The following is a 23,912-nucleotide window of genomic DNA, read 5'->3' on the forward strand; positions in this document are numbered from 1 at the left end:
GCGGTGCCGTCAGTCGGCCGGTTCAGTCTTTAGCTGGACGCCCAGGGCTTCATGTGTCGGTGCGATCTGGGCACGGACGAGGGCGACGAGGCGGGCGGCCTGTTCGAAATCCCCGGCACTGACTTCGATCTCCCGGGCAATGGCGGCGATGCGCTGGGCACCGAGATTGGCGTTGGCCCCTTTCATGCCATGGGCAGCCCGTTTGACCGCTGCCGGATCGGCATTGGCGATGGCCGCGTCGATCTCATCCGCCTGAAGCCTTGCTTGGCCGGGAAACAGGGCGAACATGTCGGTCAGGTCTTCCTGGTCGAGACAGTCGTGCAACTGGTCCAGCATTCCCTGATCGAGCAGGGGGGTGGCGGTGAAGGCGTCGACCGGTGGCGACGGTGGTGGTGGTGGTGGCGACGGTGGCCCGGAAGCCGGCGCGCTCGCCGGCGGGTAGGCCGGGAGTTCGCTCGCGACCCTGTCGATGGCGGAGAACAGGTCGCCGGGACGAACCGGCTTGGAAACGTAATCGTTCATCCCGACACCTATGTAGCGCTCCCGATCCCCCGCCATGGCATGGGCGGTCACGGCGATTACCCGCGTCTTGCCCAAGGGGGACGGCAGAGCGCGGATCGCTTCGGTGGCGGAGCAGCCGTCCATGACAGGCATCTGGATGTCCATCAGCACCAAGTCGTAAGGAGGCGCCGCCTTCGCCACCGCAATCACGGCTTCCTGCCCGTTGGTGGCTGTATCGACCATGTGCTGCTTCCGGGCCAGCAGGCCGGTCAGCAAGGTCCGATTTACCGGGACGTCGTCGACGACGAGTATGCGCAAGGGGCCGGTCTCCCGCAGGGTCGCCTGCGGTTCCGGAACCGACAGGATGGCGTTATCGGGGCCGGGCCGGCACTTCACGGTAAATGTGAAGGTGCTGCCTTTGCCGACTTCGCTGCGGGCACCGATATCGCCGCCGAGCAGCAGGCAGAGCTGCCGGCAGATCGCCAGGCCGAGGCCGGTGCCGCCGTAGCGCCGGGTGGTCGACCCATCGGCCTGGGAGAACCGCTCGAACAGCCGGCCGATGAAATCAGGCGGAATCCCGATTCCCGTGTCGCTTACGTCGACGGTCAAAAGGATGCTGTCGGGATCCGGCTGGGTCGTGGAGAACCGGATGTGGATATTGCCCTGCTGGGTGAACTTGACCGCATTTCCGACGAGATTGAACAGGACCTGACGGATGCGCCCGACATCTCCGTGGAGCGACAGGCGGGTGTCGGGGGCGATGGTATAGGACAGCTCGTTACCGTTCTCCTGCGCCTTGGGGTGCAGGATCGAGACGACATCCTCGGCGGGCTGGGTCAGCAGGAAGTCCTCGGACTCCAGGACGATCCGCCCGGCTTCCAGCTTCGACAGATCGAGAATGTCGTTGACGATGGTCAGCAGGTTTTCCGCGGAGCGCAACGCCGATCGCGCGTGGCTCTGCGGTTCGGGTGCGAGCCGGCTGTCTACCAGCAAGCCAAGCAGACCCATGACGCCGTTGAGCGGCGTCCGGATCTCGTGGCTGATATTGGCGAGGAACTCGGACTTGGCGCGGCTGGCGGCTTCGGCGTCCTGTTTCGCCAGATCCAGCGTTTCGGTCAGTTGCAGCAGTTTCCGGCGGGACCGGATGCTTTGCGCTATGTACCATGCCGCCAACCCCGCGAAGATAAGGCTGAGGGCAGCCTGTATCACCGTCGCCAGGGTAGTGAGGCGCTGCATCTCGTTGATTTCGGCCCAGCGCTTGGCCGCATCGCCCGCGATCTCGGCATTGATGCCGAGCAGCATGGCCTGGACAGGCTCCCGCAGGGCGGGCATCCGGTGCAGAAGCTCGGTCAGGACCTCCGAGTTGAGGGCAGGGGAGCGTTCCAGCAGCCGGTCCGTCTCGGAAACGAAACGCCCGAGTTCCGCCATGGCGTTCTCATAGAACGGCTGGTCTTTGAACATCGCGCGATAGGCGCCGTCGTTGACGATGTTGAGGCGGCTGACGAAGACTTCGTAGCGTCGTAATGCTGCGTTCGGAGTGCCGGTGCCGGTGACGGCTTCCAGCAAGGCGACGTGGAGCCGCTGATGCTCGCCGGACAACTGGTAGAACGTCCAAGCCTGATTGTCACGGCCGCCGGCCAGGACGGTCGTCGTCTTGGAAGACAGCAGGTATTGAAGTCCGCCGACGATGGAGAAGGAGGCGATGACCGCCAGTCCGATCCCTGCCAGGGCGGACCGGAGACCGCGTTTCACGGCTCGATCCTGATCCGGTCGATCTGCCAGATGGCACGGAAGTACCAGGCGTCGTTCTGGAGTTCGGGGTGGTCGTCGAAGGGAAACATCAGCCAGAAGGGGCCGCGTCCGCGCGGCGGCAGCCGCTCGCCGTTCATCTTCAGCGCCAGGATCGGCTGGTAGCGTTCGATGTCGGCCATCGAGAGATCGACCTTGTAGTCGTCGATGGCGACTAGAGACACCTTCGTGCCCTTGGCTTTCAGTTGTGCCAGGACCTCGGTGAAAAGGGGACCGGAAAAGCTGGCCCTGCCGGTCCAGGGAGTGGCTGTCGAGATCTCGCGGGCCGGGAGGGATTCGAGCTGTTCCGACTCGATCAGCGCCGGCTTGGGCATTCCTCCCCCCGACACCGCTATTTCACCGGCCCCGGCGGTTGGAGCCAGCGATGGCACGGCTGCGAGGATCAGGAGGATAACCGGCGCCACTCGGAGAAATCGGCGGAGAGCTGCACCCATAGCGGCTGGTTACCCCGAATGAGAAAACGATTCGGGGTAACATAATACATTTTCGACATGATTTCCCGGGCCTGCGACAGTCCGCCCTGAGACAAAAACGGAAGGCCATCGAACCGTGGCCTTCCATCCTTGCCCACTGTTGCGGCATCCGTCAGGGAGTGACGGCGGTCGCGACTTCGCGGTCCACGCCAACCGGCTTGTGCAGGTCGTTGTAGAGGTCGATCGCCTTGAAGACCGGCGGGAAGCAGGGGCGGTCGATATAGCGGCCGGCCCCGCGCACCGTCCGCAGGTCGCCATCGGTCCAGACCAGCTTGCCCTGGGACAGGGTATGCCGGGCCAGCCCCTTCACTTCCATCCCTTCGTAGATGTTGAAATCGACGTTCTGGTGATGGGTCTTCGCGGAGATCGTGCGGGTGCCCTCCGGGTCCCAGATCACGAGGTCGGCGTCGGCGCCGACCTGGACAGTGCCCTTGCGCGGATGGAGGTTGAAGATCTGGGCGCAGTTGGTCGAGGTGATCCGGACGAACTCGTTCGGAGTCAGCCGGCCGGTGCCGACGCCGTGATGCCAGAGGACGGACATCCGATCCTCGATCCCGCCGGTGCCGTTGGGAATCTTGGTGAAGTTGTCGCGCCCGGCGGCCTTTTGCGGCGCGCAGAAGCAGCAATGGTCGGTGGCGGTGGTCTGAAGGTTGCCGGAGGTGAGGCCGGCCCACAGGGCGTCCTGATGGTGCTTTGCCCGGAACGGCGGGCTCATGACATAGGCGGCGGCGGTCTGCCAGTTGGGATGCTGGTAGACTGATTCGTCGATCACGAGCTGCTGGGCCAGCACTTCGCCGAAGACGCGGTGGCCGGCGGCGCGGGCGCGGGCAATCGCCTGGGTCGCCTGCTCGGTCGAGACGTGGACGATATAGACCGGCGCTCCAAGCACGTTGGCGATGGCGATGGCGCGCTGGGCAGCCTCGCCCTCCACCTGCGGAGGCCTGGACAAGGCATGTCCCTCGGGGCCGGTGATGCCTTGGTCGAGCATCTTCTTCTGGAGATGGAAGACGGCGTCGCCGTTTTCGGCATGGACGGTGCAGAGGGCGCCCAGTTCCTGGGCGCGGGCGAAGCTGTTCAGCAGGACGCCGTCATCGACCATGATGGCGCCCTTGTACGCCATGAAGTGCTTGAACGAGTTGACGCCGTGCTCGCGGGTCAGCACGCCCATCTCCTCCCGCACCTGATCGGACCACCATGTCACGGCGACGTGGAAGGAATAGTCGGTCGCAGCCTTCTCGCCCCAGGAGCGCCACTGCTTGTAGGCCTCGATCAGCGACTGCTGCGGACTAGGGATCACGAAGTCGATGATGGTGGTGGTGCCGCCGGCCGCACCCGCCGAGGTGCCGGTGAAGAAGTCTTCGCTGGCTACCGTCCCCATGAAGGGCAGTTCCATATGGGTGTGGGGATCGATGCCGCCCGGCATCACGTACATGCCGCCGGCATCGACCACCTCGGCGCTGGCCGGCGCGGTGAAGCCGTCCTCCACGGCGGCGACGATGCCGTTCTCGCAGTAGACATCGGCCCGGAAGCTTTGTTCGGCGGTGACGACCGTACCGCCTCTGATCAGGATCGACATGAAGCCCGTTCTCCCTTGTCATTGCGCCGGTGCGCGGCGCTGTTGAGGGCAAGCCTACCGCAGCCGGACGGGTTTGTCGCAAGCGCTGATCGACGGAAACGATAAGCAAAAAGCCCCCGATGCTGGAGCATCGAGGGCTTTTGGAAGTCCAATCCGGATGTTAAGCCGGCTTGCCGCGGTCCTGCTTAGTGCAGGTTGCGGCGCAGATCGGCGATGGAGGCGTCGATCAGCTTGGCGGACTGCTGCGCGTCCAGGTTCTGGGCGAGCAGGCGTCCGCCTGCGGCGACGGCGATATCGACCGTCAGGTTCTTGACTTCCTGGAGCGCCAGCGCTTCGGCCTGGGCGATCTTGTCCATCGCCTGGGTTTCGCGCCGCTTCATCGCGGCTTCCAGCTCGGCAGTGGAGTGCAGCCGCAGCCGCTCCGCTTCCTCACGGGCATGGGCGATGATGTCTTCGGCTTCCTTCAGCGCATCGCGCTGACGGCGCTGATAAGACGCGAGGGTAGCCTGGGCATCCTCACGAAGGCGCTGCGCCTCCTCCAGCTCCTGGCGGATCTTGTCCGCCCTTTCGTCCAGCATCGCCGTCACGGCCTTGGCGCCGGGACGGAATGCGAGGACGGCGAAGATGATGGTGGCGAGGGCAACCCAGAATTCAGCAGCTTGAAACATCAGCCACGCTCCTGCATCACGGCGCCGACTGCCGCGTCGGCGGCGGAGGCATCGACCTTGATGCCGGCCAGCTTCTCGGCAGTCTGCTGGGCAATCTCCGCGGCCACCGAACGAACGCTGGCCAGAGCGGTGCCCTTGGCCTCGTTGATCCGGTCCTCGGTGGCACGGGTCTTGGCGGCAAGATCGGTATTGAACTGGGCCTGACGGCCAGCCGTAACCGACGAGATGTCGGCGGCGGTAGCGGCCATCACCGACTGGGCATGCGCCCGCGCGTCGGCCAGAGCCTTTTCATAACCGGCCATCACCACGGACGACTCCTTGCGGAGGTCGCCGGCCCGGTCCAGATCGTTGGTGATCCGTTCCTGCCGTTCTTCCAGGACCTCGGCGACCTTTGGAAGGGCGACCTTGGACATCAGGAAGTAGAGGGCGATGAACGTAATCCCGAGCCAGACGAGCTGAGGAGCGAAAGCGGTAGCATCGAGTTGGGGCAATCCGCCGCTGGCGTGCTCGGCACCGTGCGCCGCATCGCCACCGGGGGCCGCTCCATGGTCGGATTGGGCCAAGGCGCCGCCCGCCGTGACGACGAGCATCGTCCAGGCGAGACCAACGCGCCCGGCCAGCCCGCTGATCAGCGGACGAGCCAAAAACTTGGGCATGATCGATCCCCTAAGCTTGCGGCGCCGGCCGTCGGGATTGTAATCCCGCATGACCCGGCGCCGCATGTGAGCGAAAACCAGCTTCGTTCAGGCTCGAGCTTAGGCGAACAGGATCAGGAAGGCGATCAGCAGCGCGAACAGCGCAACGGCTTCAGTCAGCGCGAAGCCCAGGATGCCGATCGGGAAAACCGCGGCGCGCGAGGCCGGGTTACGAGCGATAGAGGCGATCAGGGTCGCGAAGATGTTACCGATACCCATGCCAACACCAGCAAGGGCGAAGACCGCCAGACCGGCGCCGATGAACTTAGCGGCTTCTGTTTCCATGATAAAAACCTCTCCTGTGAGACTGTGTCGGTAGACTGGTGGGGTGGTGTGGAGTGAACCCGCGGCGCGGCACCGATCCGTCAGGGATCAGTGCAGCTCCAGGGCGTCGCGGATGTAGAGGCAGGTCAGGATCGTGAAAACGTAGGCTTGCAGCATGGCAACCAGGATTTCAAAACCGACCAATGCGATGTTGATTACGAGCGGCAGGATGCCGACCGTGTAGCCGAGTCCGCCCAGCGCGCCGCCGAGCAGGACCGAGAAGCCGCCGAACACCTTCAGCATCGTGTGGCCCGCCATCATGTTGGCGAACAACCGGATGGACAGGCTGACCGGACGCGACAGGTACGACAGGATCTCGATCGGGATCAGGATCGGCGCCAGCGCCATCGGCACGCCCGAGGGCATGAACAGCGAGAAGAAGTGGAAGCCGTGCTTGATCAGGCCCAGCAGGGTCACGAACACGAAAACCGTCAAGGCCAGCCCGAAGGTGACGATGATGTGGCTGGTGAAGGTGAAGCTGCCGGGGACCAGGCCGATCAGGTTGCCGACCATGATGAACATGAACAACGAGAACACGAAGGGGAAGTACTTCCGCGCATCGGGACCCGCGTTGTCGCGCACGAGGTTGGCGACGAATTCGTAGAAGAGTTCAGCCAGCGACTGCATGCGGCTCGGAACGAGCGCGCGGCCGCGCATGCCGTAGACGATGAGGCCGGTGATCAGCGCTACCGTAATCACCATGTACAGCGCGGAATTGCTGAACGATGCGTCGAGGCCACCGATGTTGATCGGCAGATACCTCTGGATTTGGAATTGGTGAAGCGGATCCACGGTCGTCCTCGTTCAGCCAAACTTGTGCGTCTGGCGCTGTTATTGTTCCGGTCCGCTCTTCGGTCCCGGCTCTTTCCGGTATCCCGGAGCGTAGCCGATGCCGTTGACGGCGCGGTAGACATTCACAATTCCTGCCCCGGCGCCAAGGAAAAACATCCCTATCAGGCCCCAGGGCGTCGTGCCCAGCCAGTTGTCGAGCAGCATGCCGCCGCCGACACCAACGATCATGGCGGCGACCATCTCGATCCCGATGCGAAAGGCCAGCCCGATGGACCGCTTGGACAGGCCGTCGTCGCCTCCGGCCACTGGAGCCGGTCCGGCACTACGTTCCCGCGCCTTCTGCAACCGGGCGTCAAGGTCGGCCAACGAAGGTGGGGGTGACTGGTCGTCGCTCATACTCGAAACCATTTCCCCCGGTTGGCCGGGCAACCGCACGAAAGCGGCGGCACCATACGGTTAGGCCAGTACCCTGTCAAGTCGCAAAACCCTCAGCCCAAGTGGTTGAATTTCTTGAATTTACTGGTCGAAACAGGGGTTCGAAAGGGGTCTGGACCCGCACTTTCATGCCGGAAGCACCCCAATGCGACACTATGTACGCAGGCTGTACGAAGGCGCCGGGAACGGTCATTGCGGGTGCATGCCGGCCTGCCCGGCGGGTCCCATCGATCCGATGGCTTCGACCGGTACGTCCACCTGTACGCTGCCCGCCTTCTCGAAGGTCAGCGTGAGGGGGAAACTGGAGCCGGCGGCCAATGCCTGCTTGAGCCCCAGCAGCATGATGTGGAAACCGCCGGGCTGGAGCTTGATGGTATCGCCGGGAGGCAGCGGGATCCCGCCTTCCACCTCGCGCATCCGCATCACGTCGCCGTCCTTGATGTGGGTGTGAAGCTCGATACGGTCGGCGACCGGAGAGGCGGCGGAAACGAGGCGGTCGGGTGCGTCGCCGGTGTTGGCGAGCGTGACGAACGCGCCGCCGACCTTGCCGCCGGGAGGCGTTGCCCGCGCCCAGGCTCCGTCGATCCGAAGGGTACCCTGCGTCTGAACCGCCGCGGCGTGTACGCCGGGGCTGTGCTGTGCCGATGCAGGCGGGGTAAAGGCGGCGGCAAGCAGGACGCTGACGCCCAGGGCTGCGAAAATATGACGCATGTGAGTGCTCTCCGGCTCTTATCGTTCGAGCTTCCGGTGTCAGGACTTGATATGTGCCCGGATGCCCTGCGCCATCTTGTCCGGCGTGGTGCCATGGGCGAAGGCCTCCAGAAAGCGGCCGTCCGGACTCATGAAATACACGAACGACGAGTGGTCCATCGTGTAATAGCCGTCATTCTCCTTGCTCGGCGCCTTGGCATAATAAACCCGGTAGGCGCGCGCAACGGACGCGATCTGCTCCGGCGTCCCGGTCAGGCCGGCCATCCTGGGATTGAACTGCGAGACGTAACCGGCAAGCTGCGACGGAGTGTCGCGTTCCGGGTCGATGGTGATGAACATCGGCTGCACCTCGTCGGCCTGCCGGCCCAACTGGTCGAGCGCGCTCGCCATGACCTGAAGTTCCGTCGGGCAGACATCCGGGCAGAAGGTAAAGCCGAAATAGATCAGCATGTAGCGGCCGCGGTAGTCGGCATCGGTAACCGGCCGGCCGGTCTGATCGGTCAGTGAGAAGGGGCCGCCGATCAGCGCCCCGCCCGTCTGGGTCCCGGACGACGATCCTGTCGGAAGGCTGGAGATCTGCCACCAGACGATGCCGGCCGCGATCAGCAGTCCGATCAGCGTACCGATGGCGAGGCGGAGGAGACGTTGGTTCATTATCGTCAACTACAGTTGCGGAAAGCCGGATGATTCGCTGCTTGACCGGGATATCTGTTAGGGGTGAGCCTGGGATCAGGAGGACCAATCGCCGCAGCCCGGCCGCAACGCCGCACTCCTTTAAGCCACGGCCCGATGCCAGTCCACAGGGAACGGACCGGGGGAAATCGGTTACGGGGCTCGGGCCAAGAGGATCGAGAGAGGATCACGCCATGAAAATCGGAATCGTCGGGGCCGGCTTCGTCGGCAGCGCCGCGGCATACGCGATGGTGATGCGCGGAGTCGGTACGGAAATCGTGCTGGTTGACCGGAACCAGGACTTGGCCGTGGCACAGGCGGAAGACATCCATCACGCGACCCCTTTCGCATATCCCATGCCTGTCAATGCGGGCGATTATGAGGCGCTGGCCGGCTCATGCGTCGTCGTCCTAGCTGCGGGCGCCAACCAGCGCCCGGGCGAAACGCGGCTGGAACTGCTGGAACGCAACGCCGCGGTGTTCGGCGACATCATTCCCCGCGTGCTGGCGGCCGCTCCGCAGGCGATCCTCCTAGTGGCGACCAATCCGGTCGATGTCATGACACAGGTATCGCTGGAGATTGCGCGCCGGACCAGTCCGGACTTCCCGGTGGGCAAGGTGATCGGGTCGGGGACAATCCTGGACACCGCCCGCTTCCGGGCACTGCTGGCGAAGCATCTGGGCATCTCGCCCAAATCGGTCCATGCGCATGTGCTGGGCGAGCATGGCGACAGCGAGGTGCTTCACTGGTCCGGCGCCGATGCCGGAGCGATGCCTATCTCCGACTTCGCCGATCAAGTCGGCCATCCCCTGACGGATGCGGTCCGGGCGGAGATCGATCAGGGCGTGCGCGGGGCCGCCGGGAAGATCATCAAGGGCAAGGGCGCCACGTGGTACGGCATCGGTGGCGGACTGGCCCGGATCGTCCAGGCGATCTCCGACGACGAGCGCGCGGTGATGACCTGTTCGGTCGTCAACCCGGAGGTCGCAGGCGTCCAGAACGTCGCCCTGTCGCTGCCCAGGATCGTCGGATTGGAAGGCGTGCTTGGCACAATCCATCCGCATCTGGACAAAGGTGAGATGGCCGCGCTGTCACGCAGCGCCGGCATCCTGAAAGAGGCAGTGACGACGCTGGGGATCAAATAACCGCTGGTTTCACCGTGCGGCGGAAACCACCCCGCCGCACGGTGGCGAATGACGCCTAAGCCAGTAGCGGCATCATCGCGGCGACCAGCGGGTGCCGCACAATGTCCTGGGTGGTCAGGCGGACGATGGCGATGTCTTCCAGCGGTTGCAGCCGGCGTACGGCTTCCTCGAGGCCGGACATGCCGGGCAGCAGGTCGGTCTGGTCGGGATCGCCGGTGATGACCATGGTGGAATGCCAGCCCAATCGCGTCAGCAGCATCTTGATCTGCTGGAACGTCATGTTCTGCGCTTCGTCCACGATCACGAAGCTGCGGGAGATGGTCCGTCCGCGCATATAGGCCAGCGGCGCTATTTCGACCGTCCCGTCCTTGGTCATCTGCCGCACCTGCCGGGCGCCCAGCCGGTCGGACAACGCGTCGTAGATCGGGCGCATCCACGGGTCCATCTTTTCGTTGATGTCGCCGGGCAGGAAGCCAAGGCTCTCACCGGCCTCGACGACGGGCCGGGTGATGACGATTCGCGAAACGCGCCCGGCGTTCATCGCCTCCACCGCCTTGGTGACGGCGAGATAGGTCTTGCCGGTACCGGCGGGGCCGACCGCCAGTGTCATGGAATGGGTGTCGATGGCCGTCATCAGCGCTTCCTGATTGGCGGTCCGGGGCTTGACCGTCTTCAGGTAGCTCTGGTCGCGGAAAGCGTCGCCGTCGGCATCGGGCAGAGCCACGATGCGGGCCGAGGATGCGGTGCGTTTTGCCATGGAACGTCGTCCTTTCCCTTCACTGGTGTCCTGATCGAGCGGGTCCCACAATTTATTCGTCTCTATGGGGGCTCTCATCGATCAACTCCTCTGCCGAACCGGCGATGGACCATGTCGTTCTCCTGAATCGTTGGAACACGGCTTCGGTGAAACGGGGTGGTACAGGCGACTGGAGGTTAAGTATCCGGGCACAAAAAAACCTCCCCGGGGGGAGGTGCGGACATCGGTGCTGGTGACTGGAACTAAGCGTACGGAAGCGAGGCGGCAGGGAGGGATGCGGGGGCCGCTGTCCGGATCGTGAATGCGTCTCGACGGGTCTGACAAGTTTCGCTTTCCTGTCGTCGGTGACTGCCGCTCGTAACAAGAAGGATAACGAGACAATTCTCCTTTTGTCCCGAGATTTCGGGGGATGAATAAAAAATTCATTCAGTTGTTGCGAATTGTCCGCATTGCAGGTGCGAACGCGGCTTCGGCATGGCGCAATTGCCGGGCATTGCTTATGCTGAATGGCTGATCTTCGACGGAGAATACTATGGCGAACAGGTTCACCTCGATCTGGAACGAGAAGAGATCCGCCGTCAAAGCAGTACGTCCGGCGGGGAGGGCAGGCGTCGCGACCGGTATGGCCGACAGCGAGAGCGGCGAGGAGGGCGACGACTCGGCGGCGCGGTCTCTGCGCGCGCTGAAGGTTATGCTCGACCGTGGGTTGATGACGCAGGCCGAATACGACGAGAGGAAGGCTGCCATTACCGGAACCAGTCCTCGGTGATCCCTTCACAGCCGGAACAGGCTGCCGGAGTCGCTTAAAGACTTTGCCAAGGCATCTTCGTGCCGTTACCATAGTTTGTAGCTTTTCCGGCACAGACCCCAACAAATTGGACCTCGACCAGATTTGGGGACGGGGGCAGGGGTGGTTGTTGGAATATCCGTGGGTTATGGTTAACTAGACGCTTGCACTTCGGGGCCATGGCTCGCTAGAAGGAGTAGCCATTTTCTCGATTTTGGAAGGTCGCCGGATTTTCAACAGGGATGGCCGGAGCATGGGGCGGCGGATGCTGCTGCCGCCCGCGGGGCGGCGGACATCATGGATAGGCGGTAGGGGTTTGTGAGAAGCACCAGTCAGATTTCCGAGCGCGACGCGCCGTTCCAGCTCCGGGGCAACAACTTCACCGTGATGGTGCTGAAGTTGGTGGCGCCGGACGACCCGTCGTTTTTCCCCCAACTGCTCAGCAAGATCCGTCAGGCGCCTAATTTCTTCAAGAATGCGCCGGTGGTGCTCGACCTTGAGGAACTGGACGAGAGCGCCGGACCGGCCGATTTCATCGATTTCGTCGTTACCCTGCGCCAGCACAGCCTGATCCCGGTCGGCATCCAGGGCGGCACGACCGCCCAGCAGAACGCGGCGTTCGAAGCTGGGCTGACGATCATGCCGACCGGCCGTCCCAGCCGCGAACCGGAACGCGAATTCCAGCGGCCGGCTCCGGGCCGCGCGCCGACCGACCCGCTGCCGCCCCGTACGCCTTCGCCGATCGGCGAGGCGCCGCCGGCGCCGGACTTCCAGAAGACGACGATGATCATCACCGAGCCGGTGCGTTCGGGCCGTCAGATCTACGCCGCGCGCGGCGACCTCATCGTGATGGGGCCGGTCAGCGCCGGGGCGGAACTTCTGGCGGACGGCAATATCCACGTCTACAGTTCGCTGCGCGGACGCGCGCTGGCGGGCATTTCAGGCGACACCAACGCCCGCATCTTCTGCCATAGCCTGGAAGCCGAACTGGTGTCGATCGCCGGTCTGTACCGGGTCAGCGAGGACCTCGACGCGTCGGTGTTCAAGAAGCAGGTACACATATATCTGGACGACGGATATCTTCGCATGGACCCGTTGTCATGAGCCGCAGCAATCGTAGCAATCTATCAACTTCGAAGAGTGGAGAGGCTTCCTTGGCCAAGGTAATCGTGATGACATCGGGCAAGGGCGGCGTGGGCAAGACCACGTCGAGCGCTGCCTTCGCCACTGGACTGGCGCTGCGCGGGTTCAAGACCGTCGTCATCGACTTCGACGTTGGTCTGCGCAACCTCGACCTGATCATGGGCTGCGAGCGCCGCGTGGTGTTCGACTTCGTGAACGTGATCAACGGCGAGGCGAAGCTCAACCAGGCGCTGATCAAGGACAAGCGGGTCGAGAACCTCTTCATCCTGCCGACCAGCCAGACCCGCGACAAGGACGCTCTGACCAAGGAAGGCGTCGAGAAGATCCTGGACGAGTTGAAGAAGGACTTCGACTACATCCTGTGCGACAGCCCGGCCGGCATCGAGAAGGGCGCCTTGATGGCGCTGTACTTCGCCGATCACGCGATCATCGTGACCAACCCGGAAGTGTCGTCGGTCCGCGACAGCGATCGCATCCTGGGCGTGCTGGCGTCCAAGTCCCGCCGGGCGGAGCTGAACCAGGAGCCGGTGCAGGAGCATCTGCTGCTGACCCGCTACGATCCGGAGCGCGTCGAGCGCGGCGACATGCTGAAGGTCGACGACGTGCTGGAGATCCTGGCGATCCCGCTGCTCGGCGTCGTTCCGGAAAGCACCGCCGTGCTGCGCGCCTCCAACATCGGCATGCCGGTCACGCTGGACGAGAAGAGCAACGCCAATAAGGCCTATACCGATGCGGTCGCGCGGTTCCTGGGTGAGACGGTCGAGCATCGCTTCATGAAGCCGGAGAAGAAGGGCTTCCTGGACCGCCTCCTGCGGAGGACTGCATGAGCATCTTCAACTTCTTCCGGCAGGCTCCCCGCAAATCCGTCGCCGAGGAGGCCAAGGAACGCCTCCAGATCGTGCTGGCGCATGAGCGGGCCGCCGGGTCGAGCCCCGATTACCTGCCGATCCTCCAGCGTGAACTGCTGGCCGTGATCGCCAAGTATGTGCAGATCGACGAGAAGAAGGTTGAAGTGAGCTTCGAGCGGGGCGGAGACTATTCGACGCTCGAAGTGAACATCGAACTGCCGCCGCCGTCGCCGGACAAGGGGGTCCGTACGCGCGGCACCGCCACCAACACCGCCGGCGGCGATGCAGCATCCGCTGCGAAGGCCGCCACGGCGGCGAAGCGGGCCTGAGGCGGTTGCATTGTAAGGCCTTGCGGTACGCGCCGGCCGGATAGATCCGGCCGGTTCGGGCTATTTCTTATTGAATTTCAAACAGCGACGTTGTCGATCAGCCGCGTTCGGCCGACGAAGGCCGCGGCCAGCACTCGTGCCGGACGGTCCGCGACATCCAGCGGCTTCAGCGATGCGGCGTCGCAGACGGCGAGATAGTCGATGCGGTCGAAGCCGGCTACCCGCAACTCCTCCAGTCCCCATTCGATCTCGGTCAGGCAGCGCTCCGGCGCCTCCGCGATCCGGGCGGCCATGGCGAACAGCACCCGGTTCAGCTGCCGGGCGACGGCAAGCTGTTCCGGCGTCAGATAAGCGTTGCGGGACGACAGGGCCAAGCCGGTTTCGTCCCGCACCGTTTCCGCACCTTCGATCAGCACGGGGACGTTGAGATCGCGGACCATCCTGCGGATGACCTGAAGCTGCTGATAATCCTTTTGACCGAACACCGCCACGTCGGGCAGGCATTGCAGCAGCAGCTTGGATACCACCGTCGCGACGCCGTCGAAATGGCCGGGACGCAACGGACCGCACAGTCCGTCGGTCAGCCCCGCCACATGGACCGTGGTGGAGAAACCGTCGGGATAGATCTCGCCGACTTCGGGAGCGTAAAGCAGGTCGGCCCCGACGGTCGCCAGCTTGGCGGCGTCGGCAGCTTCCTGACGCGGGTATTTCGAGAAATCCTCGTTCGGTCCGAACTGCGTCGGGTTGACGAAGACGCTGACCACGACGTGGTTGGCGCCCTGCCGGCGCGCCGCTTCCACGAGGCTCAGATGGCCTTCGTGGAGGGCGCCCATGGTCGGGACGAGGCCGACCTTGTCTCCGGCGGCTCGCCAGCGGGCGACGCGGGCGCGGAGGTCGGCGACGGTCCGGACTACCGACAGGTTCTCAGGCATTTGGGGTGTTCCCGCTCGGCTTGGGGGCGAAGACATGCTCGGGGCCGGGGAAACGGCGTGCCCGCACATCGTCGGCATAGGCTTGGGCCGCTTGCCCGATCTGGACGCTCAGATCGGCGTAGCGCTTGACGAATTTCGGCGTGAAGTCGTTGAACAGGCCGACGATGTCCTCGGTGACCAGGATCTGGCCGTCGCAGGCCGGCGATCCGCCGATGCCGATCGTCGGCACCGACAGGTCGGCGGTCAACTGGCGGGCCAACGTCTCGACCGTGCCCTCGATCACGATGGCGAAGGCGCCGGCTTCCGCGATGGCGAAGGCGCCGGTCGCGATGGCGTTGCCTTCCTGGCCGCTACGGCCACGTGCCCGGTAGCCGCCCAGGACGTTGACCGACTGGGGGGTGAGGCCGACATGGCCGAGCACGGGAATGCCCCGGTGGACCAGGAACTCGACCGTGCGCGCCATCTCGGCACCGCCTTCCAGCTTGACCGCCGCACACCCTGTCTCCGCCATCACCCGCGCCGCCGAGCGGAACGCCGCTTCGGGCGATTCCTGATAGCTCCCGAACGGCAGGTCGACGACGACGCAGGCATGGCTGCTGCCGCGCACAACGGCGGCGCCATGGGCGATCATCATGTCGAGCGTGACCGGCAGCGTGCTGTCCATGCCGTAGAGCACCATGCCAAGGCTGTCCCCGACCAGAAGCATGTCCACATGGGGATCGAGCTGGCGGGCCATGGGGGTGGTGTAGGCGGTCAGCGACACGATGGGCGTTCCGCCCTTGCGCGCGGTCAACTCCGGAACGGTGACGCGCCGCCGGCTGTCCTGGACACTCATGTCTGGCTTCCCCTTGGTGGCACGGGTTGCTTTGCGTGCGCCTAGATATAATGCCGGGGACGCCGCGTCACGATGAATGCAGGCTTGTGGCAAAAATTGATCGTAAAATCCCGCGATCCGAAATCGCAGCTGGCTGGAACGAATCGATCGTTCTCAACCGAAGTAAGTACCGTGTAGTGCAGTGTAGTGGATTAATAGTCGGGAGTGCCCCTCCGAAGGCCGATAAACTTTTCGGCAAAAGCTCAGCATCATCGCCAATCACCGGCAGCCGGGCGCTGACGGAAGGCAATCGTGCGTGGGGATATCGTCATGACAATAGCTCAACCGGTGGTCAGCCGCTTTGCGGGTCTTGAGTTCGGACGCGGTATCGCCGCCCTGCTGATCACGCTGTTCTATGCCACCGGCTTCTACGAGAAGTATTTCGGCGTCAGCGTATTCGGCAACCCGTTCCGGGGCGGCCATGCCGGGTTCGAGTATTTCTTCGTGCTGGCGGGCTTCTTCATCTACACCGCGCATGCCTCCGACATCGGGCGCCCGGGCCGGCTCGGATCGTTCGCTTATCAACGGGCGATCCACATCTATCCGATGTACTGGCTGGTCGTCGGCCTGCTGGCCGCCGCGATGCTGGCGGTGCCGAGCCTGGGGGCCGAAAAGGGCATCACGCCGGGCAAGGCGCTGCTGGACTTCCTGATGATCCCGCGAGACGGAGCGCTGGTCCTGTCTCCCGCCTGGGCGTTGCAGCGGGAGATGGTCTTTTATCTCGCCTTCGCGCTGCTGCTGCTGGTGCCCCGGCTGGGCATGGCCGTGTTCGTCGTCTGGCAAGCCGCCATCCTGTTCAATACCGCCAGTCCCTTTGCCGAAAGTGCTTTCGCGGAAGTGGCGCTGGATATCACCAACATCGGCTTCGCCTTCGGCATGATCGGCGCCCATCTTGTGATGAAGGACCGTATTCCGGCTCCCCGCCTCTTGGCGCTGCTCGGTCTGGCGGGCTTCGCCGCCGGGTTGATCGCCGAGTGGTACTATGTGGACACCGTCCCGATGCGGGCGCCTGTGTTCGGCGAGACGATCGAGAAGACATACTATAATCTCTGCGCCGCCATAACGATCCCAGCGCTGGCGGCGTGGGAGCAGCGTTCGGCATGGCGAATTCCGCGCTTCCTGACCGTTTTCGGGGGAGCCGCCTATATGCTGTTCCTGATCAACCAGCCGGTCAATTCAGTGGTCGTCAAGCTGCTGGCAAACCCTGCGGTGAAGCCGATGCTGACGGCGGAAATCGCCTATAGCATCAACATCGCCATCACCGTCGCCCTGGCGGTCGCGCTGCACCTGATCGTCGAGAAGCCGGTGCTGTCACGCCTAAGAGCCGCCAAGGCGAACCGGACGCCGTCGACGGGCGTGGTCAGGGCAGGCGCCTGACCGGATACGTAATCCTCCCCTTTTCGCCGGAACTTGTGTCAGCATGGTCCCGCCTATCCGAATAGGGAGTGGACGATGTTTCTGGATGAGACGGCGTCGATTGGCCGGAACCCGCCCCGGCTTGGGTACGGTGTGGCGGTGACGGATGTGGATGGCGACGGGGCGTTCGAGTTCGTCGTCGCGGGTTATGGCTGCGCCAACCTCGTGCTCAAATGGGATGGACGCCGGCTGGTCGATATCGCCGGCGAAGTGATGGCCGACGCGCGGCGCAACGCCATCGGGCTCTGCGCCGCGGATGCCGACGGCGACGGGCGGGAAGAGCTTTATATCCTCAATTCGGAAAGTTTCAGCGGACCCAAGCAGTTCGGCGACCGGCTGTTCGCCTGTTTCGGACATCGATGGCTGGACCTGTTCGGCCAGCCGGAGAACTTCGCGGCGATCAACCAGACGGCGGGCCGTTCGGTCGCCTGCATCGACAGGGCGGGCACCGGCAAATACGGTTTCGTGGTCGCCAACCATGGCGGGCGCTTCCGGCTCTACGAGTTCGACCGGCGGGGCAGGGTGTCGGACGTCGCGGAGGAAGCGGGCATCGACCTGCCGGCAGCGGGCAGGGCCCTAGTCAGCCTGCCGCTGGTCTCGGACCGCATGGATATCTTCGCGGCCAACGAACACGGGCCGAACTTCCTGTTCCGCAATACCGGCGACGGCACCTTCGAGGAGATCGCGGCGGAATGGGGCATCGCCGATCCGGCAAACAATGGACGTGGCATCGCCGTCCTGGATGCCGACGGCGACGGGCTGTTCGACCTCGTCTATGGCAACTGGGAAGGGCCGCACCGGCTGTTCCTCCAGAAGGCGGGCGGCGGGTTCGCCGATGCGGCGCCGGAGGAAATGTCGGAGCCGTCGCGAATCCGCACCGTCATCGCCGCCGATTTCGACAACGACGGATACGAGGAGATCTTCTTCAATAATATCGGCCAGCCGAACCGTCTGTTCGCCTGGTCGCACGAGCGCTGGACCGAGGTCGAGATCGGCGATGCCGAGGAGCCCCATGGACTGGGCACCGGGGCGGCGGTCGCCGATATCGATGGCGACGGCAGACTGGAGCTGCTGATTTCCCACGGCGAATCGGCGCCCCAGCCGCTCGGCTTCTACCGGCCCTATCCGAACGACAATGCCTGGCTGCGGGTTATGCCGCTGACCATGGCGGGTGCGCCGGCGCGCGGCGCGGTCGTGACCTGCACGGCGAAGGGGCGGACCCAGCGGCGCGCGATCTGCGCCGGCAGCGGCTATCTCTGCCAGATGGAGCCAGTGGCTCATTTCGGGCTGGGGGCCGTTCATTCGGTAGAGCGGGTCGAGGTGCGCTGGCCGGATGGGACGATGCGGAGCGTCGAACACCCCCATGTCAACCGCGTGCTGCGGGTCGAGCATCCGGGCCGCTGATCCTTCAGGCGGTTCGCTCTGGTCAGCGCCGCATATTGGATTAGACTGTAACTATCGATCCGATGCCCGCCATTCGATGCCTATGGAGAAGACCTTGGCCATTGCCCATCCTTACCTGCTCTTCCTCGGCGATGCGCCCGATCCGCTTTCCGCCAAGACCGCCGATGGCGTCGCCCGCTGGCGCCGCGACTGGTGCGTCGGCCAGTTGCGCCTGGACGGCTGCAAGGCCGATCTCGGCTTGGCCGACAAGAGCCTGAAGGAAGCGGCGGCCGAGGGGGCGAAGACCCTGATCATCGGCGTCGCCAATCGCGGCGGCCGCTTTGCGCCGAGCTGGCAGGAAACCATGCTGAAGGCGCTGGACCTCGGCATGGACATCGCCAGCGGCCTGCACAACAAGGTTTCGGACATCAAGCCGGTGGCGGAGAAGGCGTCGGCGCTCGGCCGTTCGCTGTTTGACGTGCGCCATCCAACGCGGGAGTTCGACATCGGCACCGGCGAGCGGCGGCCGGGCAAGCGGCTGCTGGCGGTCGGGACAGACTGTTCCATCGGCAAGATGTTCACGGCGCTGGCGCTGGAGAAGGAAATGCGGGCGCGCGGCTTCAAGGCCGATTTCCGCGCGACCGGCCAGACCGGCATCCTGATCGCCGGCGACGGCGTGTCGATCGACGCCGTGGTGTCTGACTTCGTTTCGGGCGCGGTCGAGTTCCTGGCTCCCGCCAACGACGAGGACCACTGGGACGTCGTGGAAGGGCAGGCGTCGCTGCTGCACCCGAGCTATGCCGGCGTGACCCTAGGGCTGGTCCACGGATCGCAGCCCGACGTGATGGTGATGTGCCACGAGCCGACCCGCCCGCACATGCGTGGTCTTCCCAACCGCAAGGTGCCGGACCTGAAGGACTGCATCGCGGTCCACGAGGCGGCGGCGCGGGTGACCAATCCCAATGCCAAGGTGATCGGCTTCAGCATCAACACGGCGGCGATGGACGACGCTGCCGCCGCCAAGTACCTGAAGGAGCTGGCCAACCGCTTCGGCATGCCGGCGGTCGATCCCGTCCGTGGGGGAGTGGCACCGATCGTAGACCTGCTGGGTTGATGCAATGGCAGCCGTTTCAGCGAAACGCACCCTGACCGTCCGCCGCGAGGTTTTCCCGATCCAGGGCACCTTCCGGATCTCGCGCGGGGCCAAGACGGAGGCCCATGTCGTCGTCGCCGAGGTGGAGGACGGCGGAGTCGTCGGGCGCGGCGAATGCGTGCCCTATGCCCGCTACGGCGAAAGCATCGACGGCGTCGTCGAGCAGATCGAGAGTGTAGCGGCTGCCATCGGCGCCGGGATGGAGCAGGAGGAACTGCTGTCCGCCCTGCCGCCGGGCGCTGCCCGCAACGCGGTGGACTGCGCGCTTTGGGATCTGGCCTGCAAGCTGACCGGACAGCCGATCTGGGAGGTCGCCGACCTGGACGGCCCGCTGGAGCCGGTCGTTACCGCCTATACCCTCAGCCTGGATACAGTCGAGAACATGGCCGCCGCAGCAAAGGCATCGTCGCGCCGCCCGCTGCTGAAGCTGAAGCTGACGGGTGACGGCGACCTGGAGCGGGTCCGGGCGGTCCGGGAGAACGCGCCGGACGCCCGGCTGATCGTGGACGCCAACGAGGGCTGGACGGTGGAGCACCTGAAGCGCTTCGGCGACGCCTTCGCCGGTTTGAAGGTGGAGCTGATCGAGCAGCCGCTGCCGGCGGGACAGGACGACGCCCTGTTCGGCGTCGAATGTCCCGTGCCGCTGGGCGCCGACGAGTCGTGTCATGACCGGGGCACGCTGGACGAGCTTCGCGGCAAGTATCAGGTGGTCAACATCAAGCTCGACAAGACGGGCGGGTTGACTGAAGCGTTGCGGTTGAAATCGGATGCCGAGGATGCCGGCTTCCGCATCATGGTCGGCTGCATGCTGGCAAGCTCGCTCGCGATGGCTCCCGGCGTTGTGCTCGCGCAGGGCGTCGATCTGGTCGATCTGGACGGGCCGCTGTGGTTGGCTAGGGATAGGGTGCCCGGCCTCAAATACGAGGGCGAAACCGTCTTTCCGCCGGAGGCAGCGCTATGGGGGTGAGCAAGCCCGATGTGACCAGGGATGACCTGGAGCGGCGCATCGATCAGGCCATGGGCCGGACCAAGGCCGATCTGGTGATCAAGAACACCCGGTTCCTCAACGTGGTGACGGGGGAGATCGCGGAGGGCGACATCGCCGTGTGCGGCGACGTCATCGTCGGCACCTACGAGAGCTACGACGGCGACACCGTGATCGACGGCCGCGACCGGATCGCCGTGCCGGGCTTCATCGACACCCATGTCCATTGCGAGAGCACGCTGGTCTCGCCGTTCGAATTCGACCGTTGCGTCCTGCCGCGCGGCACGACGACGGCGATCTGCGACCCGCACGAGATCTGCAACGTCCTGGGCGAGGAGGGGCTGCAATACTTCCTCGACAGCTCCGTCGGGCTGGCGATGGACTTGCGGGTGCAGTTGTCCTCCTGCGTGCCCGCGACCGAGCTTGAGACTTCGGGGGCAAGGCTGGAAGCCGCCGACCTCGTGCGCCACAGGGGTCACCCCCAGGTGATCGGGCTGGCGGAGTTCATGAACTTCCCCGGCGTGCTGCACAAGGACCCGGGCGTGCTGGACAAGCTGGCGGCGTTCCAGGGCGGCCATATCGACGGGCACAGCCCGCTGGTCAGCGGTTACGACCTGAACGCCTACCTGTCGTGCGGCATCAAGAACTGCCACGAGACGACCGGAGTCGAGGAGGCGCGCGAGAAGCTGCGGAAAGGCATGCAGGTGCTGATCCGGGACGGCAGCGTGTCGAAGGACGTCAATACGCTGGCCCCTATCATCGACGCGATGACGTCGCCGTTCCTGGGCTTCTGCACCGACGACCGCAACCCGCTCGACATCGCCGAGGAAGGCCATATCGACCACCTGATCCGGCGTTCGATCGCCCTGGGCGCTCCGGTCGAGTCGGTCTACAGGGCCGCCACGTGGTCGGCGGCGCGCGGCTTCGGGCTGACCGACCGGGGGCTGATAGCGCCGGGCTTCCGCGCCGATATCGTGCTGCTGGACGATCTGGCCGACTGCCGCGTCAACTCGGTGATCCGCAGCGGCCGGCTTGTCGGACCGGAGAGTTTCGAGGGGCGGCCGACGGTGGCGGCGGTCGGCCTGAACTCGCTGAAGCTGGACCAGGTCACGCCCGATATCTTCCGCGTCGCCTCAAACGGCCCGACCGGGCCGGTGATCGGGCTGATCCCCGGCAAGATCCTGACCGAGCACCTGACGGAGAGCCTGCCGTATCGCAACGGCGAGCGTCACCCCGATCCGGAAGCCGATATCCTCAAGGTCTGCGTGCTCAGCCGCCACGGCACCAACCGCAACGTCGGGCGCGGCTTCGTCAAGGGCTTCGGCCTGAAGCGCGGCGCGCTGGCATCCAGCGTCGGCCATGACAGCCACAACGTCATCGTGGTGGGTGCGGACGATGCCGACATGGCTGTTGCGGTCAACCGGCTGATCGAGCTTCAGGGCGGCTTCGTGTCTGTTCTGGACGGCAACGTGACAGGAGAACTGGCCCTGCCGCTGGCCGGCCTGATCAGCGACCGCAGCTTCGAGGAAGTCGAGCACCAGTTGATCGCTTCACGGGCCGCCGTCCGCGCGATGGGCTGCCCGCTTGCCGAACCGTTCCTGCAACTGGCCTTCCTGCCGCTGCCGGTGATCCCGCACCTGAAGATTACCGACATGGGTCTGGTGGACGTGGACCGCTTCGAACTGATCCCGGCGTAAGGTCGGGGGCGTTAAAATCGGTTCTATGGATGACTGGCCAATTGGTTTTTTGCAGTCAATGCCGAGACGCCGAAATAATCAGCGGCTTCTTCGATCCGGTCTTCGGAAAAATCGTCATTGAGGAATGCCTGAAGAGAATCGATCGGGCAGAGGAACTCTGCGGCGAACGCTCGCTGCACCTTCTGGCGTGCTGTTCTGGTGTCGGTTGCCGGAAGCCATGCGTCGGTAGCTGGCGCAATCAAAAAATCGGCCAGGAATCTTGCCGCTTCGAACCTGCGGCCGGAAGCGCTCCGCCTCTTGAACAGGAGTTTGAGCCGGGAGTCGCCGGGCTCACGGACGGCAAGTCCGAACGGAGCCTTCGGGTCCGTTCCAGGTTCGGGTGAAAAGGAGCGGACAGGGATATCGAACAGGCTCGCCAGTTCCTTATCCGTTACGGCATCCCGCGTAATGGCCCATGCGCGCCGGGCCGCCGTGGCAAGTGTCCGACCGCGACTCCAGGGAGGCACACCAGGGGAAAAATGAAGGTTCTGCAATGCATTCGGCGTGTGTATGCAAGCGGGGGTTCCCGTTCTGGTCGCAATACGCGTCGTCCGCTGAATCGCTTCATTCAGGGCAGTCCTGGGCAAAGTGGGCGCGATCTCGTCCAACGCTGCTTGCCCTGCTTGTTCTCTCAGGGTCAGGAGGTCTAGGAGGGCCTGTTCCGGAGCTTCGTCGGGATCGAAGCCAAGTTGAGCTTCCAATCTCCGCCGCTCCCGCTCCTTCGGATCTTGCCTTTCAGCGGCGACTTCGGTCCAGAGGCGGGACAAGTCGGTTTCTCCGGCCTTCTGCTGCCGCAACCGGACCAGTACATGGTCGATGAAGGCATCCACCGTCGATTCGAAATCGTTGCCTTCTATCGTCGCTTTGAAATCCGCCAGATAGCGAATCGGCTCCGGTGATTTCTGTCGTGACGGCTGGCACGAAACTTCGATTGTTTCCCCATCGCTGCTGAACGTCACCGGAGGCCAGATAAAGCCATGACCGGCTGCCGGCATTTCATGCGCCATCCTCCATGAAGCCGGAAACTCACCCCACGAGGATTGAGGTTCCCACCGCAGACGCCACCAGTTGGCGGCGAACCACAAGGCCAGCGGATAGGCGGAAACATGAACATGGTCATGAACGGTGTGGGATAAGGTGTCTTCGATATGCGTCGCCACAAAGTCGCCGGCGGCGATGTGAAGGTGCGTGGCTGTCACACGATCCTCAGGCAGGCCGCAGTCGCACGCAACCCATTCGGCATCCATCACGAACTTTGTCGGCATACCGCACTCCAACGCTTCCGGACATCGACTGCCAGCGGGTCGTCCTCACCCATCGGATAGCCATGATAAATCCCCTGAACCCTGTTCTCCAGGATCGCTTCGACAGGATCGCCGTTCCGAGCTACTGCCCAGACGTTTTTTGGCCAATCCCCGTCCATCTCCACGCTCACCAATCCAAGGACGGCGCCCTGTCGAAGCAGGCGGGTGGCCTCGGCCTTTGAGAAGATCACCACGGCATCGCACAGCGTCTTGTTCTGGCGAGCCGATCCGGGAGGCGTCAGTCCAAAGTCTCCCGGATGCATTTTGTGCATCGGATTGCCGCCATACCCAATCCTGAGAGAAATGGATCGCAGCAATTGCTCTTCTTCTAAGCTGGATGAGAGTGGGCGTATCGCACGTTTCGGGTTTGCCGTTCGCTTCGCCATCGATCAGCCATGAGAGCAAGAAGCAAGCGGCTGTGACCGCCGCTCGTTCCTGAAGAGAAGGCGCCTCTCATAGCAGTC

25 protein-coding genes are annotated in these 23,912 nt (G+C 64.3%); 10 read left to right on the forward strand and 15 right to left on the reverse strand.

What is annotated here, in order from left to right; genetic code table 11:
• Positions 1-9 precede the first annotated feature (9 nt).
• The 10 genes from N826_RS07680 to N826_RS07725 form a co-directional block, all read right to left on the reverse strand.
• On the reverse strand, positions 10-2,253 hold the full coding sequence (locus tag N826_RS07680) for a hybrid sensor histidine kinase/response regulator (RefSeq protein ID WP_052830910.1): 2,244 nt from the start codon (positions 2,251-2,253) through the stop codon (positions 10-12).
• A complete protein-coding gene (locus N826_RS07685) occupies positions 2,250-2,714 on the reverse strand; it encodes a putative pterin-binding protein (RefSeq protein WP_169789301.1) in 465 nt (154 codons plus the stop codon). Before N826_RS07685 ends, N826_RS07680 begins: the two co-directional genes overlap by 4 nt.
• A 181-nt stretch (positions 2,715-2,895) precedes the next feature.
• Positions 2,896-4,359 (reverse strand): dihydropyrimidinase, encoded by a 1,464-nt coding sequence (gene hydA, locus N826_RS07690; protein WP_044427273.1) that lies wholly within the window; start codon positions 4,357-4,359, stop codon positions 2,896-2,898.
• A gap of 185 nt (positions 4,360-4,544) precedes the next feature.
• On the reverse strand, positions 4,545-5,027 hold the full coding sequence (locus N826_RS07695) for a F0F1 ATP synthase subunit B family protein (protein WP_044427276.1): 483 nt from the start codon (positions 5,025-5,027) through the stop codon (positions 4,545-4,547).
• Positions 5,027-5,683: a F0F1 ATP synthase subunit B family protein gene (locus tag N826_RS07700; protein ID WP_211099237.1), complete on the reverse strand. Its 657-nt coding sequence runs from the start codon at positions 5,681-5,683 to the stop codon at positions 5,027-5,029. The genes N826_RS07695 and N826_RS07700 overlap by 1 nt, the downstream gene beginning before the upstream one ends.
• 99 nt (positions 5,684-5,782) lie before the next feature.
• Positions 5,783-6,007 (reverse strand): ATP synthase subunit C family protein, encoded by a 225-nt coding sequence (locus N826_RS07705; protein ID WP_044427279.1) that lies wholly within the window; start codon positions 6,005-6,007, stop codon positions 5,783-5,785.
• 87 nt (positions 6,008-6,094) lie between these two features.
• Positions 6,095-6,838 carry a F0F1 ATP synthase subunit A gene (locus N826_RS07710; protein ID WP_044427281.1) on the reverse strand — a complete coding sequence of 248 codons (744 nt, stop codon included), beginning with the start codon at positions 6,836-6,838 and terminating at the stop codon, positions 6,095-6,097.
• A gap of 39 nt (positions 6,839-6,877) precedes the next feature.
• On the reverse strand, positions 6,878-7,234 hold the full coding sequence (locus N826_RS07715) for an AtpZ/AtpI family protein (RefSeq protein WP_044427284.1): 357 nt from the start codon (positions 7,232-7,234) through the stop codon (positions 6,878-6,880).
• 228 nt (positions 7,235-7,462) lie between these two features.
• On the reverse strand, positions 7,463-7,984 hold the full coding sequence (locus N826_RS07720) for a copper chaperone PCu(A)C (RefSeq protein ID WP_063772217.1): 522 nt from the start codon (positions 7,982-7,984) through the stop codon (positions 7,463-7,465).
• A gap of 39 nt (positions 7,985-8,023) precedes the next feature.
• Positions 8,024-8,638: an SCO family protein gene (locus tag N826_RS07725; protein WP_044427286.1), complete on the reverse strand. Its 615-nt coding sequence runs from the start codon at positions 8,636-8,638 to the stop codon at positions 8,024-8,026.
• Positions 8,639-8,850: 212 nt separating this feature from the next.
• Here N826_RS07725 and N826_RS07730 point away from each other — a divergent pair, with 212 nt between their 5' ends.
• Positions 8,851-9,801: an L-lactate dehydrogenase gene (locus N826_RS07730; RefSeq protein WP_044427289.1), complete on the forward strand. Its 951-nt coding sequence runs from the start codon at positions 8,851-8,853 to the stop codon at positions 9,799-9,801.
• A 55-nt stretch (positions 9,802-9,856) separates the two neighbouring features.
• Here N826_RS07730 and N826_RS07735 read toward each other — a convergent pair whose 3' ends face one another.
• Complete coding sequence (locus tag N826_RS07735; protein WP_044427291.1) at positions 9,857-10,558, reverse strand: PhoH family protein; 702 nt, start codon at positions 10,556-10,558, stop codon at positions 9,857-9,859.
• A 532-nt stretch (positions 10,559-11,090) separates the two neighbouring features.
• On the opposite strand from N826_RS07735, the gene N826_RS07740 reads away from it, so the two are divergent.
• From N826_RS07740 to minE, 4 genes are all read left to right on the forward strand, one after another.
• Entirely contained in the window at positions 11,091-11,327 is a 237-nt protein-coding gene (locus tag N826_RS07740) for an SHOCT domain-containing protein (protein ID WP_044427293.1), read from the forward strand.
• Between the two features lie 336 nt (positions 11,328-11,663).
• Positions 11,664-12,449, forward strand: coding sequence for a septum site-determining protein MinC (minC, locus tag N826_RS07745; protein WP_044427295.1), 786 nt, complete (start codon positions 11,664-11,666; stop codon positions 12,447-12,449).
• A 50-nt stretch (positions 12,450-12,499) separates the two neighbouring features.
• Positions 12,500-13,315 (forward strand): septum site-determining protein MinD, encoded by an 816-nt coding sequence (gene minD, locus N826_RS07750; RefSeq protein ID WP_044427298.1) that lies wholly within the window; start codon positions 12,500-12,502, stop codon positions 13,313-13,315.
• Positions 13,312-13,665, forward strand: a complete 354-nt coding sequence (gene minE / locus N826_RS07755; protein ID WP_084720576.1) for a cell division topological specificity factor MinE — start codon at positions 13,312-13,314, stop codon at positions 13,663-13,665. Before minD ends, minE begins: the two co-directional genes overlap by 4 nt.
• A 77-nt stretch (positions 13,666-13,742) precedes the next feature.
• Here minE and panC read toward each other — a convergent pair whose 3' ends face one another.
• Both panC and panB read right to left on the reverse strand, forming a co-directional pair.
• Complete coding sequence (gene panC / locus N826_RS07760; protein WP_044427301.1) at positions 13,743-14,597, reverse strand: pantoate--beta-alanine ligase; 855 nt, start codon at positions 14,595-14,597, stop codon at positions 13,743-13,745.
• The gene (panB, locus tag N826_RS07765; protein WP_044427302.1) at positions 14,590-15,432 is read right to left on the reverse strand and encodes a 3-methyl-2-oxobutanoate hydroxymethyltransferase; all 843 of its coding nucleotides are present in this window, start codon (positions 15,430-15,432) and stop codon (positions 14,590-14,592) included. The genes panC and panB overlap by 8 nt, the downstream gene beginning before the upstream one ends.
• Positions 15,433-15,741: 309 nt before the next feature.
• On the opposite strand from panB, the gene N826_RS07770 reads away from it, so the two are divergent.
• The 5 genes from N826_RS07770 (at position 15,742) to ade (ending at position 22,105) form a co-directional block, all read left to right on the forward strand.
• Positions 15,742-16,848, forward strand: a complete 1,107-nt coding sequence (locus N826_RS07770; RefSeq protein WP_044427303.1) for an acyltransferase family protein — start codon at positions 15,742-15,744, stop codon at positions 16,846-16,848.
• A gap of 75 nt (positions 16,849-16,923) precedes the next feature.
• On the forward strand, positions 16,924-18,291 hold the full coding sequence (locus N826_RS07775; RefSeq protein ID WP_044427304.1) for a CRTAC1 family protein: 1,368 nt from the start codon (positions 16,924-16,926) through the stop codon (positions 18,289-18,291).
• Between the two features lie 94 nt (positions 18,292-18,385).
• Positions 18,386-19,384, forward strand: a complete 999-nt coding sequence (gene dgcN, locus N826_RS07780) for an N-acetyltransferase DgcN (RefSeq protein ID WP_044427514.1) — start codon at positions 18,386-18,388, stop codon at positions 19,382-19,384.
• 4 nt (positions 19,385-19,388) lie between these two features.
• A complete protein-coding gene (gene dgcA / locus N826_RS07785; RefSeq protein ID WP_044427306.1) occupies positions 19,389-20,390 on the forward strand; it encodes an N-acetyl-D-Glu racemase DgcA in 1,002 nt (333 codons plus the stop codon).
• An 11-nt stretch (positions 20,391-20,401) separates the two neighbouring features.
• Entirely contained in the window at positions 20,402-22,105 is a 1,704-nt protein-coding gene (gene ade / locus N826_RS07790) for an adenine deaminase (RefSeq protein ID WP_425600598.1), read from the forward strand.
• A 23-nt stretch (positions 22,106-22,128) separates the two neighbouring features.
• Here ade and N826_RS07795 read toward each other — a convergent pair whose 3' ends face one another.
• Positions 22,129-23,409, reverse strand: coding sequence for an ImmA/IrrE family metallo-endopeptidase (locus tag N826_RS07795; RefSeq protein WP_157599329.1), 1,281 nt, complete (start codon positions 23,407-23,409; stop codon positions 22,129-22,131).
• Complete coding sequence (locus N826_RS07800) at positions 23,391-23,834, reverse strand: hypothetical protein (protein WP_044427314.1); 444 nt, start codon at positions 23,832-23,834, stop codon at positions 23,391-23,393. The genes N826_RS07795 and N826_RS07800 overlap by 19 nt, the downstream gene beginning before the upstream one ends.
• Between the last annotated feature and the right edge of the window lie 78 nt (positions 23,835-23,912).

Origin of the sequence: Skermanella aerolata KACC 11604, from assembly GCF_000936425.1 — a bacterium.
Classification (GTDB): Bacteria; Pseudomonadota; Alphaproteobacteria; order Azospirillales; family Azospirillaceae; genus Skermanella; species Skermanella aerolata.